Source organism: Streptomyces sp. NPDC054961, from assembly GCF_053609145.1.
Map to the genome: position 1 here is coordinate 264,688 of NZ_JBSGWY010000002.1, position 13,309 is coordinate 277,996.

The 13,309-nt window shown below is 75.0% G+C and carries 15 protein-coding genes; 9 read left to right on the plus strand and 6 right to left on the minus strand.

All coding sequences use genetic code 11. The features are described from left to right. Positions 1–49 precede the first annotated feature (49 nt). From ACWF9Z_RS03375 to ACWF9Z_RS03385, 3 genes are read left to right on the plus strand one after another with little or no spacing between them, the layout of a single operon-like run. The gene (locus ACWF9Z_RS03375) at positions 50–538 is read left to right on the plus strand and encodes a DUF2771 domain-containing protein (RefSeq protein WP_453596945.1); all 489 of its coding nucleotides are present in this window, start codon (positions 50–52) and stop codon (positions 536–538) included. Positions 539–551: 13 nt separating this feature from the next. Continuing rightward, on the plus strand, positions 552–1,289 hold the full coding sequence (locus ACWF9Z_RS03380; RefSeq protein WP_453596947.1) for a futalosine hydrolase: 738 nt from the start codon (positions 552–554) through the stop codon (positions 1,287–1,289). A 5-nt stretch (positions 1,290–1,294) separates the two neighbouring features. After that, positions 1,295–2,176 carry a 1,4-dihydroxy-6-naphthoate synthase gene (locus tag ACWF9Z_RS03385; RefSeq protein WP_453597218.1) on the plus strand — a complete coding sequence of 294 codons (882 nt, stop codon included), beginning with the start codon at positions 1,295–1,297 and terminating at the stop codon, positions 2,174–2,176. Between the two features lie 56 nt (positions 2,177–2,232). On the opposite strand, the gene ACWF9Z_RS03390 is transcribed toward ACWF9Z_RS03385, so the two are convergent. Continuing rightward, on the minus strand, positions 2,233–2,616 hold the full coding sequence (locus ACWF9Z_RS03390) for a cold-shock protein (protein WP_356656487.1): 384 nt from the start codon (positions 2,614–2,616) through the stop codon (positions 2,233–2,235). Between the two features lie 142 nt (positions 2,617–2,758). On the opposite strand from ACWF9Z_RS03390, the gene ACWF9Z_RS03395 reads away from it, so the two are divergent. Next, entirely contained in the window at positions 2,759–3,031 is a 273-nt protein-coding gene (locus tag ACWF9Z_RS03395) for a hypothetical protein (protein WP_453596950.1), read from the plus strand. A gap of 69 nt (positions 3,032–3,100) precedes the next feature. Here ACWF9Z_RS03395 and ACWF9Z_RS03400 read toward each other — a convergent pair whose 3' ends face one another. Beyond that, positions 3,101–3,730 carry an HAD family hydrolase gene (locus tag ACWF9Z_RS03400; protein ID WP_453596952.1) on the minus strand — a complete coding sequence of 210 codons (630 nt, stop codon included), beginning with the start codon at positions 3,728–3,730 and terminating at the stop codon, positions 3,101–3,103. A gap of 111 nt (positions 3,731–3,841) precedes the next feature. Continuing rightward, entirely contained in the window at positions 3,842–4,828 is a 987-nt protein-coding gene (locus ACWF9Z_RS03405) for a hypothetical protein (RefSeq protein WP_453596954.1), read from the minus strand. Positions 4,829–4,913: 85 nt separating this feature from the next. Here ACWF9Z_RS03405 and ACWF9Z_RS03410 point away from each other — a divergent pair, with 85 nt between their 5' ends. Continuing rightward, the gene (locus ACWF9Z_RS03410; protein ID WP_453596956.1) at positions 4,914–7,415 is read left to right on the plus strand and encodes a helicase-associated domain-containing protein; all 2,502 of its coding nucleotides are present in this window, start codon (positions 4,914–4,916) and stop codon (positions 7,413–7,415) included. A 79-nt stretch (positions 7,416–7,494) separates the two neighbouring features. Continuing rightward, positions 7,495–8,145 carry a DUF4291 domain-containing protein gene (locus ACWF9Z_RS03415; protein WP_453596958.1) on the plus strand — a complete coding sequence of 217 codons (651 nt, stop codon included), beginning with the start codon at positions 7,495–7,497 and terminating at the stop codon, positions 8,143–8,145. Positions 8,146–8,252: 107 nt separating this feature from the next. Here the strand turns inward: ACWF9Z_RS03415 and ACWF9Z_RS03420 are convergent, their stop codons facing one another. Beyond that, the gene (locus ACWF9Z_RS03420) at positions 8,253–8,831 is read right to left on the minus strand and encodes a peroxiredoxin-like family protein (protein WP_453596960.1); all 579 of its coding nucleotides are present in this window, start codon (positions 8,829–8,831) and stop codon (positions 8,253–8,255) included. 85 nt (positions 8,832–8,916) lie between these two features. On the opposite strand from ACWF9Z_RS03420, the gene ACWF9Z_RS03425 reads away from it, so the two are divergent. From ACWF9Z_RS03425 to ACWF9Z_RS03435, 3 genes are all read left to right on the plus strand, one after another. Next, positions 8,917–9,525, plus strand: coding sequence for a TetR/AcrR family transcriptional regulator (locus tag ACWF9Z_RS03425; RefSeq protein WP_453596962.1), 609 nt, complete (start codon positions 8,917–8,919; stop codon positions 9,523–9,525). Positions 9,526–9,625: 100 nt separating this feature from the next. After that, on the plus strand, positions 9,626–10,258 hold the full coding sequence (locus ACWF9Z_RS03430) for an HAD-IA family hydrolase (RefSeq protein WP_453597220.1): 633 nt from the start codon (positions 9,626–9,628) through the stop codon (positions 10,256–10,258). Between the two features lie 120 nt (positions 10,259–10,378). Continuing rightward, positions 10,379–12,022: a DNA repair helicase XPB gene (locus ACWF9Z_RS03435; RefSeq protein WP_453596964.1), complete on the plus strand. Its 1,644-nt coding sequence runs from the start codon at positions 10,379–10,381 to the stop codon at positions 12,020–12,022. Here ACWF9Z_RS03435 and ACWF9Z_RS03440 read toward each other — a convergent pair. Both ACWF9Z_RS03440 and ACWF9Z_RS03445 read right to left on the minus strand, forming a co-directional pair. Further along, positions 11,980–12,894, minus strand: a complete 915-nt coding sequence (locus tag ACWF9Z_RS03440) for a glycosyltransferase family 87 protein (RefSeq protein ID WP_453596966.1) — start codon at positions 12,892–12,894, stop codon at positions 11,980–11,982. The two genes, ACWF9Z_RS03435 and ACWF9Z_RS03440, sit on opposite strands and share 43 nt — an antisense overlap. Positions 12,895–12,962: 68 nt before the next feature. Next, the gene (locus ACWF9Z_RS03445) at positions 12,963–13,172 is read right to left on the minus strand and encodes a hypothetical protein (protein WP_453596968.1); all 210 of its coding nucleotides are present in this window, start codon (positions 13,170–13,172) and stop codon (positions 12,963–12,965) included. Positions 13,173–13,309 lie beyond the last annotated feature (137 nt).

Consider the following 13,309-nt stretch of genomic DNA (forward strand, 5'->3'; position numbering starts at 1 on the left):
CGGGACCCCGTGCAGCAGCGCAGCGCACCGGCCCGATAGCCTTCGGCTCATGACCGCACCGCTTTTCTCGGGTAGGGGCCGCCGCAGCGTCGCGGCCCTCGGAGCCGTATCCGCCGGCCTCCTCCTCCTCTCCGCCTGTGACAAGCCGACGCCGCTGGCGACCGTGACGGTCGGCACCTCGTCGGTGTCCACCGAGTCCGCCTGCAACGACGGCACGGAGCTCACGGCGGAGAAGGTCCAGGAGTGCTTCACCGACCTCAAGGGCGCCAAGAGCATCGAGTACGCCCGCGGCGACACCCTCCGTCTCGGCGTCGAGCCGGACGTCGTCAAGGACGGCAAGAAGTGGCAGGCCGTCCTCGACGGACAGCCCATCACCGAGCCCTCCTCCAACACCTACCGCAGCTTCCCGGGCGCCGATGTCTTCTCGACGGGCGGCCAGGGCGAGGCCCCGGCCTCGAAGAAGCTGAACATCGTGCAGGTCGGCGAGGACGGCAAGCCGCTCGCCGTCTGGGCGTTCAACCTCAAGCTCAAGAGCTAGTCGCGTACCCCCTGTGCGCGTGCTCATCGTGACCGCGGTGACGGCGGAGGCAGACTCCGTCGTCGCCGGTCTGTCCGAGCCCACACCGCATCCGGACCACACCCCCGGTCCCGGGCCGCGCACCCTCCCCGGTGGCTACCTCATCCACCGCCGGGGAGACTTCGACGTCCTCGTGGCCGGCGTCGGCCCGGCCGCCGCGGCGGCCGGCGCCGCGACCGCCTTGGCCCTGGCCCCCGCGCCGCAGGGCCCGGGCGGCTACGGCCTCGTCGTCTCCGCCGGCATCGGCGGCGGGTTCGTTCCCGCCGCCCCCACCGGCTCCCTCGTGGTCGCCGACGCGATCGTCGCCGCCGACCTGGGCGCCGAGACCCCGCAGGGGTTCCTGACCGTCACGGAGCTCGGCTTCGGCCGGAGCGTGCACCTGCCTCCCGCCGCGCTCGCCGCCCGGGCCGCCGAGGCGACCGGGGCGCTGCTCGCGCCCGTGCTGACCGTTTCCACCGTCACCGGCACCGCCGCCCGCGCGGCCGGGCTCGCCGCCCTCCACCCCCTCGCCGGGGCCGAGGCCATGGAGGGTTTCGGGGTGGCGGAGGCCGCGGCCGCGCACGGGCTGCCCGTGCTGGAGGTCCGTGCCGTCTCCAACGCCGTCGGGCCCCGCGACCGGGCCGCCTGGCGGATCGGTGACGCGCTGACCGCCCTGGCCGACGGCTTCCGGGCGCTGGGACCCGTACTCGCCGCTTGGGAAGGCACCTCGTGAACGCGCTGAACCCCCCGAACCCCCCGAACTCGCCCGACGCCGTGAAGCCCGTGCGGATCGCCTACTCGCCCTGCCCGAACGACACCTTCGTGTTCGACGCCTGGGCCCACGGCCGCGTCCCCGGCGCGCCCGCCCTCGACGTCACCTTCGCGGACATCGACCTCACCAACGGCATGGCCGAGCGCGGCGAGCTGGACGTCCTGAAGGTCTCCTACGCCGTCCTGCCGTGGGTGCTCGACGAGTACGCGCTGCTGCCCTGCGGCGGTGCGCTCGGCCGCGGCTGCGGTCCCCTCGTCCTCACCCGCGAGCCGGGCCTGGACCTGACCGGCAAGACGGTCGCCGTCCCGAGCGAACGCTCCACGGCCTACCTGCTGTTCCGGCTGTGGGCCGCCGACGTGCTGCCGCCCGAGGGCGTCGGCAAGGTGGTCGTGCTGCCGTTCCACGAGATCATGCCGGCCGTGCGCGACGGGCGCGTGGACGCCGGACTGGTCATCCACGAGGCCCGGTTCACCTATCAGGACTACGGGCTGCACTGCCTGGCCGACATGGGCGCGCACTGGGAGTCCACGACCGGTCTGCCGATCCCGCTCGGCGCGATCATCGCCAAGCGCTCGCTGGGCGCGGACGCGCTGCGCGTACTGGCCGAGTCGGCCCGGACCTCGGTCCGCATGGCCTGGGACGACCCGGAGGCCTCCCGCCCGTACGTACGGGCGCACGCGCAGGAGCTGGACCCGGCCGTCGCCGACCAGCACATCGGTCTGTACGTCAACGAGTTCACCGCCGGCCTGGGCGACGACGGCTACGCGGCGGTCCGCGGACTGCTCACGCGGGCTGCCGCGGAGGGTCTGGTTCCGGCCATCGCCGCCGACGCGCTGGCCTTTCCGTAGCCGACGACGGTGCCCCGCCTCCCCGAAGGGGGGCGGGGCACCGTGGTGTCCGCGGCTCAGACGTCCATCTGGTCGGCGACCGCGCGCAGCATCCCGGCGATCTGCGCACCGTGCGCCTTGTCGGGGTAACGGCCCCGCTCCAGCTGCTGCGTGACGTTCTCCAGCAGGGTCGTGAGGTCCTGCACGATGGAGGCCAGCTCGTCCGGCTTGCGTCGCTGTGCGGCCGCGACCGAGGGCGCGGGATCCAGCACGATCACCGAAAGCGCCTGGTCACCGCGTTGTCCGGCGACGACGCCGAACTCGACGCGCTGGCCGGGCTTGAGCGCGTCCACCCCGTCGGGCAGCACCGACGAGTGGACGAAGACGTCGCCGCCGTCGTCGCGGGAGAGGAAGCCGAAGCCCTTCTCGCTGTTGAACCACTTGACCTTGCCGGTAGGCACGTCCGCCCTCTGTCCTTGCGCTCGTCGGATGTGAGCGGGTCACCGACCCGCACCACTCAGGCTAATTGCCACGGTCCGGGTGACAAGACGTTCCCCGGTCCTTCGCGGATGACCGCTCCGGCCAGGGAACTACCCTGGTCGGGTGACTGTTACTCCTCAGCCCGAGCCCGCGGACACCGACCCCGACGCGCCCCGTCCCGGCGACGCGCTCGTCAAGGCCGGCGGCATCGTCTTCCTCCTCGGCGCCGTCGCCACGCTCGCCACGATGGCCCCGCTGTTCATGGACACCGAGCCGTTCCCCTCGTACGCGTGGGCCGTGTGCATGCTCATGGGCGTCGGCTTCGCCATCTCGGCGGCGGGCGTGCTGCGCTCGGCCGCCTCGCAGCGCAGGGCCGCCCGCGCGTCGCAGGCGTAGGCACAGGCGCGGTCCGGGGCGTGGTCTGGGCGGTCTTCGGCCGTGCCGGGTTCCGGCCCGCCGTGCGGGCTACGCCGTCCGCGTGCGGGCGTACTCCTCGAGCCAGCGCGGGAGTTCCGTGAGGTCCCCCAGCACCACGTCGGCGCCCGCCTCCCGCAGCTCGTGCTCCGGGCACGGGCCGGTCGGGACCGTCACCGACAGGGCGCCGGCCGCGCGGGCGCCCCGTACGTCGCCGACGTGGTCGCCGACGTAGACCTGGGCGCCGTACTCGCGCAGGGCTCCCGCCTTGGCCTCCGCCCACAGCCAGCCGACCAGCGCGTCGGGCTTCATGCCCAGGTGGTCCAGGTGCAGCCGGGCGTTCGGCTCGTGCTTGGCGGTGACGACGATCACGCGGCCGCCGAGGGCCTGTACGGCCTCTATCGCCTCGCGGGCTCCGGGCATCGCCGGGCTCGGCGCGATGGCGTGTGCGGGATAGATCTCCCGGTACCGGTCGGCCGCGGCCGGGACCTCCGCCTCCGGGAACCAGTACGCGAGCTCCTGTTCCAGCGGCGGACCGAGGCGCGTGACGACGGCGTCGGCGTCGACGAAGGTCCCCGTCTCGGCCGACAGCGCCAGGAAGGCGGCCTTGATGCCCGGCCGGGAGTCGATGAGGGTCATGTCGAGGTCGAAGCCGACGGTCAGAAGCGTGGAAGAGCTCATACGTCCATTGTGCCGAGACGGGCGGGGCGGGCGGGAACGGCGGCCCGGCGTCGCCTTGCCGGGCGGTGAACTGTGGTGACGTCCCGGCCCGCCCCGCCCCGCGGGGACGGCTCAGGACGGCGGAACGCCCCGGCGCGAGCGCCAGAAGAGGTAGAGCGCCGAGGCGACGGCCGCCGACCGGGCCAGCCAGGGCAGCATGTCGTGGAAGACCGCGCCCAGGCCCTCGTCCGTGAGCGGAGCCCCCCAGCGCCCGTTCAGCCGGCCCCACAGCCACACCACCGCCGCCGCGAACACCACCCCCGGCAGCCCGAAGACCACCCACTTCCGCTCCGCGGGACCCAGCACGCGCGAGGCGTACGCGAGCAGCCAGCCCGCCGCGAGCAGCAGCCAGTAGCCGGAGACGGCGCCCGCGACCAGCGCGATCGCCGCGAGCAGCAGGAACGCGTGCGGCTTGGGCCGCGCCGCGGCCGCCGTCTCCCCGGCCGCCGCGTTCTTCGCCTCCGCCTTCGCGCGCCGCCGCTCCCGCAGGAACCGCAGGAGCGTCCGCCGCGTCGCCTCCCCCGGCTCCCCCGGCTTCCCCGGCCCTCCCGGCTTCCCCGGCCCTCCCGGCCCGCCGGCCGCGCCCGCGGGGGCGCCGTCCGGGGCGTCCGGGTCCTTCGGTTCCGGCTCCGCGCCCGGCCCCCCGAACAGCTCCGGGATCTCGATCCCGCCCGCGAAGCCCTCCACCGAGGACCCCTGCGCGACCCGCCACCAGTCCGGCTCCATCTTCTCGCCGGAGCCGAGCTCGTCCAGTCCGGCCAGGTGCGGCGGCGCGGCCCCCCGCTGCGTCGGCACCACCGGCACCGGATCCGCCCCCGGGGCCGCGTCACGGGTCGGCGACAGCGTCCCGACGACCTCCTCCGGCGTGCCGATGCGCTCCAGGATCCGGCGCACCGCCGCCGGCGTCTCCGGTTCGTACTTGGCCCGCCGCCGGTCGATCTCGTCCCGCAGCCCCGACACCAGCCGCATCCGGTCCCCCGACGACAGGTGCCTGCGCTGCGCCAAGTCCCCGACCCGGCTCAGATATTCGTAGACCAGATGGTCGCTCTCGATCCCCACGCCCGGCTCCTCCCGTACCACCTGAAGCGAAGGTAGCGCGTGCGCCCGTGGAGCTGCCGAGGGCACAGCGGATACCGTTGACCGGATGGGGACCGGCCGACTGACCGGCCGACGCGACCAGGAGGCGACGACCGTGCCTGACCCGAGCACCGCGGGAAGCGCTCCGCGCTCCCTCGCCGAAGAGCTGCGCGCCCGTGACGACGAGGGACTCGCCGCCCTGCTGCGCGCCCGGCCCGACCTGCTGAGCCCGGTCCCCGGCGACGTGACGCAGCTGGCGACGCGGGCCGGGACCCGGGCCTCGGTGGCGCGCGCGCTGGACCGCCTCGACCGCTTCGCGCTGCAGACGGCCGAGGCCCTCGTCGTGGCCCCCGAGCCCTGCCCCTACCGGGTCCTGGAGACGCTGCTCAGCGGCGACACGGGCACCACGTCCGCCGCGGACAACGGGGCCCGCGCCGAACTGCCGCGCGCCCTCTCGACCCTGCGCGACCAGGCCCTCGTCTGGGGCGACGACGAGCGGCTGCGCCTGGTGCGCACCGCCCGCGAGCTGCTCGCCCCCTCGGCGTCCAGACCCTCCCCCACCGGGCTCGGCCCGACCGTCGCCGAAGCCACGGCGGGCATGTCGCCGACCCGGATCCAGGAGATCGTCGCGGCGGCCGGGCTGACCCCCACCCACGATCCGGTGTCGGCGGTGACCGCGCTGACGGCCCTGTTCACGGACCCGGTCCGGATGTCGGCGCTGCTCGACGAGGCCCCGGCCGAGGCGCACCAGGTGCTGGGACGCCTCGTGTGGGGGCCGCCGTACGGGGAGGTCACCCCGAATCCGACGCCCCCGGTGCGCTGGCTGCGCGACCGGGGCCTGCTGCTGCCGGCTTCGGCGCGGACGGTCCTGCTCCCCCGGGAGGTGGCGCTGTACCTGCGCGGCGGCCTCGCGCACCGGGCGACGGAGCCGCTGGCTCCGGCCGTTCCCGCGCACCGCGAGCACCGTCCACAGCTTGTGGACGCGAACGCGGCCGGCCAGGCGCTGACCTCGCTGTCCACCGTCGAAGAGCTGGTGAAGTCCTGGGAGTACACCGGTCCGGCCGTGCTGCGGGCGGGCGGGCTCTCCGTGCGCGACCTGAAGCGGACCGCCGCGGCCCTGGACACGAACGAGCCGTCGGCGGCGTTCTGGATCGAACTCGCCTACGCCGCGGGCCTGCTGGCCAGCGACGGCGAGGCCGACGAACGGTACGCGCCGACCCCCGCCTTCGACGGCTGGTGCGAACTGCCGCCCGCCGAGCGCTGGGCGGTGCTGGCGACGGCCTGGCTGGCCGCGACCCGGACCGCCGGACTGGTCGGCGAACAGGACGCGAAGGGCCGCACGCTGTCGGTCCTCGGCCCGGAGCTGGACCGCTCCGCCGCCCCCGAGGTGCGCCGCCGCGTCCTCCACCTCCTCGCCGGCCTCCCCGAGGGCGGCGCCCCGGACACCGCCGCGCTCCAGGCCCGCCTCGCCTGGGAGCGACCGGTGCGCGGCACGAGCGAGCTGCGCGCCCGCCTGGCCCACTGGGCGCTGACCGAGGCCGAGGTCCTCGGCGTCACCGGCCGCGGCGCGCTCGCCGCGCACGGCCGCGCCCTGCTGGCGGGCGAGGACCCGGCGCCGCTGCTCGCGCCGCTGCTGCCCGAGCCGGTGGACCACGTACTGCTGCAGGCCGACCTGACGGCGGTCGCTCCGGGCCCGCTGCGCCGGGCGCTCGCCGACGTCCTGGCCGTGCTCGCGGACGTGGAGTCCAAGGGCGGGGCCACGGTGTACCGCTTCACGCCCGGGTCGGTGCGCCGCGCCCTGGACGCCGGCCACACGGCCGTCGACCTGCAGGCGTTCCTGACCGAGCACAGCCGCACCCCCGTACCGCAGCCGCTCTCGTACCTCATCGACGACGTGGCGCGCCGCCACGGCCACCTCCGGGTCGGCGCGGCCTCCTCCTACGTGCGCTGCGACGACGACGGCATGCTCAACGAGATCCTGGCCGACAAGCGCTCGGCGGGCCTCGGACTGCGCCGCCTCGCGCCCACCGTGCTGGCGGCGCAGGCCGAACCCGGCGCGCTGCTCGACGGGTTGCGGGGCATGGGCTACGCCCCGGCCGCGGAATCCCGTACGGGTGACGTCCTCGTCTCCCGCGCCGATGCCCACCGCACGCCGCCGCGCCCGTCGCCCGTACCCGTCCCGGACGGGCCGCCGGTGCCGGACGCGACGCTGCTGGGCGCGGCGCTGCGGGCGATCCGCGCGGGCGACGCGGCGGCGACGGCGGTGCGCAAGGAGCCCGCGGCCTCGGGGACTCCGGGGACGTCGGGGACTTCGGCCGGGGCGCCGGGCGAACTCCCGCGCACCAGCGCGGCGGAGACCCTGGCGACGGTGCAGGCGGCCGCGATGACCGGCTCGGCGGTGTGGATCGGGTACGTCAACGCCGACGGGGCGGCGAGCCAGCGGGTCATCGCCCCGGTGCGGGTGGAGGGCGGCTTCGTCACCGGGTACGACCACACGGCGGACGAGGTACGGACGTACGCGCTGCACCGGATCACGGGCGTCGCGGAACTGGCGGAGGACCAGGTCTAGCCGGAGGCCGGGCCGGTCGAGCCGGCCCCGCGGGGAAAACCGCTGGCCAGGCGGGTCTCCGGCGCCGCACGCTGGAGCCATGCCCGAGACCCCGCCCACCGGCCCGTCCGCCGGCCCGCCTACCGGCCCGTCCGCCGGCCCGTCCGCCACCGACCGGCACCAGATCCGCGCGTCCCACACCGACGCCACCGTCACCGTCTACCAGGCGTACGCGCCCCGGCTGGGGCTCCCCGCCGCCCGGGACGGCCGCTTCCCGCCCGCGTGGAAGCGGGAGCGGATGACCTGGGTCAAGCCGTCGTTCCTGTGGATGATGTACCGCTGCGGCTGGGCCACCAAGGCCGATCAGGAGACGGTCCTGGCCGTCGAGATCACCCGCGCCGGCTTCGAACGGGCCCTGCGCGACGCGTGCCTGTCCCACTACGCCCCCGCCGTGCACCCCGACCGGGAGGCCTGGAAGGCGGCGCTGCGCGCCGCGCCCGCCCGCGTGCAGTGGGACCCGGAACGGGACCTGCGCCTGAACCCGTTGCCGTACCGCTCGCTCCAACTGGGCCTGTCCGGACCGTTCTCGCGGGCGTACGCCGACGAGTGGACGGTCTCCGTCCGCGACGTGACCCCGCTGGCCCGGGAGATCCACGGCCTGCTGCGGGCGGGCGACGAGGACGCGGCGCGCGCCCTGCTCCCGGCCGAATCCCCCTATCCGGCGGGGCCGCTGGAGCACCTGCGCGGATAGCCGTTCCCCACGGCCGCGAGCACGCGGCGGCCGGGGGAAGAAGCCGGAACGCGAGCGAGACCCCGCACCACCCGGACGGACGCGGAGGCCGGGCGCACGCGGCGACCCTACGCAGCCCCTCCCCCGACCCCCACCGGGTTGCGTCCCGCCAGCCGGAGCAGCTCGTCGACGGTCCACTGGTCGTAGACGTGCTCGCCGTACTTGGCGGCCAGCACCCGGCCGTCGGGTCCGATCAGCAGGTCCGCGGGCAGCCCGAACCGGCCGCCCCGCGGCCGCGGGTCCGGGAGCCGCTCCCGGCCGCGCGCCACGGCGACGGCCGACCAGGCGATCGCCCGCAGCACCGGCCACCAGGCCCGCGGGTGCAGCAGCGAGCGCGGGGAGGACTCGACGCCGAACTCCCGGTACAGCCGCTGCTCCGGATCCGCGACGACGGCGAAGGGGAAGTCGGCGGTGTGCGGCCGCAGTTCCCCGGCGCTGGAGTGGAAGAGCACGACCTCACGGATCCCGGCGGCCTCGATCTCCGCGTGGCGCCGGACGACCGAGCGCAGGTGCAGATGGCAGACGGGACACCCGGCGAAGCGCCGGAACTGCAGGTGGACCAGCCGCCCGGGGTCGGGTACGGGCACGGCCTCTCCCCCGAGGGCGGCGAGGGTGCGGGCGGGCACGGCGGAACCTGGTTCGAGCATGGGGCATCCCTCTCTCGGGGTACGTAAGCGTATGCCGTACGCCTACCCCTCCAGCGTAGGCGTATGCCGTACGCTGTCAACCGTCATGCCGCGCCCCCGCTCACACACCCCGGACCAACTGGCCGCCGCCGCCCTCGCCGTCATCGACCGCGACGGGCTCCCCGGCCTGTCCATGCGCGCCGTCGCCACCGAACTCGGCATCAGCACCATGGCGCTGTACCGCTACGTGCGGGACCGCGAGGAGCTCGAGGCGCTCGTCGTCGAGCTCGTCCTCGGCGGCATCGACACCACCCCGCCGCCCCCCGGGCCCTGGCAGGACCGGATCGCGCTCCAGGCCACCCGCATGCGCGAGGTCGTGGGCGCCCACCCGGCCGTACTGCCGCTCACCCTCACCCACCGGCACCGCTCGAAGAGCGGGCTGCGCTGGTCGGAGACGATGCTCGAGGTGCTCACGGAGGCCGGCATCGAGTCCGAGGAGCGGGTCGTCGCGCTGCGCGCGGTCATCGCCTACGTGATCGGCGCCCTCCAGCTGGAACACCTCGGCCCGCTCGAAGGCCCCGGCACCACCGCCATCGCCGGTCTCCCGGCGGACGAGTTCCCGTACATGAGGGCGACCGCGCGCGACGCCCGCTCGGTCGGCCCGGACCGGGAGTTCGGCGGCGGCCTGGCCCTGCTCCTGCGCGGCCTGACATGATCCGGTCGTGACCAGCGCATTCACCTCCGTGGACGGATCCACGGCCCCGTCCACGGCCCCGTCCACGGCCCTGTCCACGGCCCGGTCCACGGCCGGTTCCGTGCCCGCTTCCCGGTACGTCCTGTTCGACGTCGACGGCACCCTCATCGACGCCGTCGCCAACCAGCGCCGGGTCTGGGCGACCTGGGCGGAGCGGTACGGCCTGGACCCGGACGAGGTCCACGCGGTGGCGCTGCGGACCCGGCCCCTGGAGACCTTCGCGGCCGTCGCCCCGGACCAGGACCCGCACGCCTGCCTGGCCGCGCTGCACGCGCTGGAGGACGAGGACGTGCGCACCGGCGTCTACGGGGCCTTCGACGGCGCGGCCGAGCTGCTGGCCGCGCTGCCCCCGGACGGCTGGGGACTGGTCACCTCGAACTACGAGCACCGCGTGCGCGGCCGCTTCGCCCGCACCGGCCTGCCCGTCCCCCCGGTCCTCGTGGACGCCGCCTGCGTCACCGAGGGCAAGCCGTCCCCGGTCCCGTACCTGCTGGGCGCCCGGCGCCTGGGCGCCGACCCCCGGGACTGCCTGGTCGTCGAGGACGCCCCGTCGGGCATCCGGTCGGGTCTGGACGCCGGCATGACGGTCTGGTCCGTCAACACCCCCACCCCGCCGTCCGGCACCCACCGCCACTTCCGCACGCTCCGCGAGGCCGCCCCGTCCATCCTCGCCTTCGCCACCGGCCGAGGCTGACCGACCGCACGACGGTGTCGTGTGCGGCCCAGAACCACCCGGCCCGCGCGGTGATACGGCAGACTGGAGGTTTGGCCGCCCGCGCCCGGGTGGCCCTCCCCCCGCAGGAAAGGGACGTGTGTGAACGGGCCCCTCATCGTCCAAAGCGACAAAACGCTCCTCCTCGAGATCGACCACGAGCTCTCGGGCGCCGCGCGCCGCGCCATCGCGCCGTTCGCGGAGCTGGAGCGCGCTCCCGAGCACATCCACACGTACCGGATCACCCCGCTCGGCCTGTGGAACGCGCGGGCCGCCGGCCACGACGCGGAGCAGGTCGTGGACGCGCTCGTGGAGTTCTCCCGCTACCCCGTCCCGCACGCCCTGCTCGTCGACGTCGCCGAGACCATGGCCCGCTACGGCCGCCTCACCCTCTCCAAGCACCCCGTCCACGGGCTGGTCCTGACCAGCACCGACCGGCCGGTGCTGGAGGAGATCCTGCGGTCCAAGCGGATCGCCCCGCTCGTCGGCGCCCGGCTCGACGCCGACACCGTCGCCGTGCACCCCTCGGAGCGCGGACAGATCAAGCAGACCCTGCTCAAGCTGGGCTGGCCGGCCGAGGACCTCGCCGGGTACGTGGACGGCGAAGCGCACCCCATCGAACTGGACGAGGACGGCTGGGCGCTGCGCCCCTACCAGCAGCAGGCCGTCGAAGGCTTCTGGCACGGCGGCTCCGGCGTGGTCGTGCTGCCCTGTGGCGCCGGCAAGACCCTGGTCGGCGCGGGCGCGATGGCGAAGGCCAAGGCGACCACCCTGATCCTGGTCACGAACACCGTCTCCGCCCGCCAGTGGAAGCACGAGCTGATCAAGCGGACCTCGCTGACGGAGGAGGAGATCGGCGAGTACTCCGGCACCCGCAAGGAGATCCGGCCCGTCACGATCGCCACGTACCAGGTCCTGACGACGAAGCGGAAGGGCATCTACCCGCACCTGGAGCTCTTCGACTCCCGGGACTGGGGCCTGATCCTCTACGACGAGGTGCACCTGCTGCCGGCGCCGGTGTTCAAGTTCACCGCCGACCTCCAGGCGCGCCGCCGCCTCGGCCTGACCGCGACGCTGGTGCGCGAGGACGGCCGCGAGTCGGACGTGTTCTCGCTGATCGGCCCGAAGCGGTTCGACGCCCCGTGGAAGGAGATCGAGGCGCAGGGCTACATCGCGCCGGCGGACTGCGTCGAGGTCCGGGTCAACCTCACCGAGTCGGAGCGCCTCGCGTACGCGACCGCCGAGACGGAGGAGAAGTACCGCTTCTGCGCGACCACCGCCACGAAGCGGAAGGTCACCGAGGCGCTGGTGCGCAAGCACGCCGGCGAGCAGACCCTGGTCATCGGGCAGTACATCGACCAGCTCGACGAGCTCGGCGAGCACCTGAACGCGCCCGTCATCAAGGGCGAGACCTCCAACGCGCAGCGCGAGAAGCTCTTCAACGCCTTCCGCGAGGGCGAGATCAGCGTGCTGGTCGTCTCGAAGGTCGCGAACTTCTCCATCGACCTGCCCGAGGCCACGGTCGCCATCCAGGTGTCCGGCACCTTCGGGTCCCGCCAGGAGGAGGCCCAGCGCCTGGGCCGCGTGCTGCGCCCGAAGGCCGACGGCCACGAGGCGCGCTTCTACTCGGTCGTGGCGCGCGACACCATCGACCAGGACTTCGCCGCGCACCGCCAGCGCTTCCTGGCCGAACAGGGCTACGCCTACCGGATCATGGACGCGGACGAGCTGCTCGCGACCGACTGACCCGCGGCCGGCTGACCCGCGACCGGCTGATCCGCGGCCGCCGCGTCCTGCTCGCCGGATCCGGGTGCCGCCGTACGGGCCGGCACCCGGAGCCGCTCCCAGGGCGCCGGCCTCGGGAGGGAGATCCGCGCGCGGGTCCGGAAGGCGGCGCGGCAGGCCGCGCCGAGGAGGGCCGCGATCAGGGGGACGGCCCAGACCCAGAGGTGGGGCCAGTACACGAACAGGGCGCGGCCCCCGGTGGCCAGGTGGCGGGACCAGAACTCGGTGGAGGCCCGCGGCAGGACCAGCAGGCCGAGCAGCCCGGTGCCGGCGAAGGCGGCCAGCGCGGTCAGGCCAGCCCGGACGCGGCCGGTCAGCAGGAGGTACGGGATCAGGAGCGCCGGGGTCAGGGTGATCCCGGCGGCGGTGCCCAGGGCGAAGCCCTTGCCGAGCGCGGCGGGCGGAAGGCGCAGGTCCCACAGGACCGCGCAGGCGAGGCCCAGGCTGATCCGGCCCGGCAGCGGGGTCTGGAACAGCGGCTCCAGCCACAGCCCGGCGACGGTGGCGGCCATGACGGGGCCCGGCCGGGGCCGCAGTCCCGCCAGGCGGCAGGACAGCAGGATCAGCAGGGCGAGCAGGCAGGCGTTGCCCAGGACCAGGACGGCCTTGAGCACCCCGGCCGGCAGCCAGGCGGCCGGCGTGAACAGGATCGCCGCGAAGGGCGGATACACGGCGGGCGGACTCCACTCGGCGGCGGAGAAGCCGTGGACGAGTGCGTCGGCCATGGGGACGCGCGGGGCGATGCGGAGCACGCCGAGCGCGAGCAGCAGGCCCGTGACCAGCACACCGGCGCGAGGCGACGGCAGACGGCTGGTGCGGGAACTCCGGGTCACGGCGTGACCTTAGTGGATCAGCACTCCGGCGCCCGCGCGCTGCGCGAACAGCGGGGCCGGGTAAGGCCTCAGCGGCGTATGACGCCCGCGTCCTCGGCGTATTCGCCGAGGACGACGACGCTCACGGCGGTCGCCGCGAAGACCTTGGCCGCCCGCAGGATGCCGCCGACGCGGTGGCGCGGAAGGGAGTCGGAGGTGGCGGTGGCTCCTGCGGCCTTCGGCCGGGAGGTGCCCCCGGGGCGCGTGCCCTGGATCGGGGTGAAGGTTGCGGTGCTCATGTGTTCATGGTGGCTTTTCGTGCCGCGCAGCACATCGCCCGCGGGGCGGAGCCCGGGAGCGTCCCGCCTACGACTCCCGGCCCATGCGTCCCCCTACGGGCTCTGCCCAAAGGAGGAGGCCCTCCGAACGACACCCC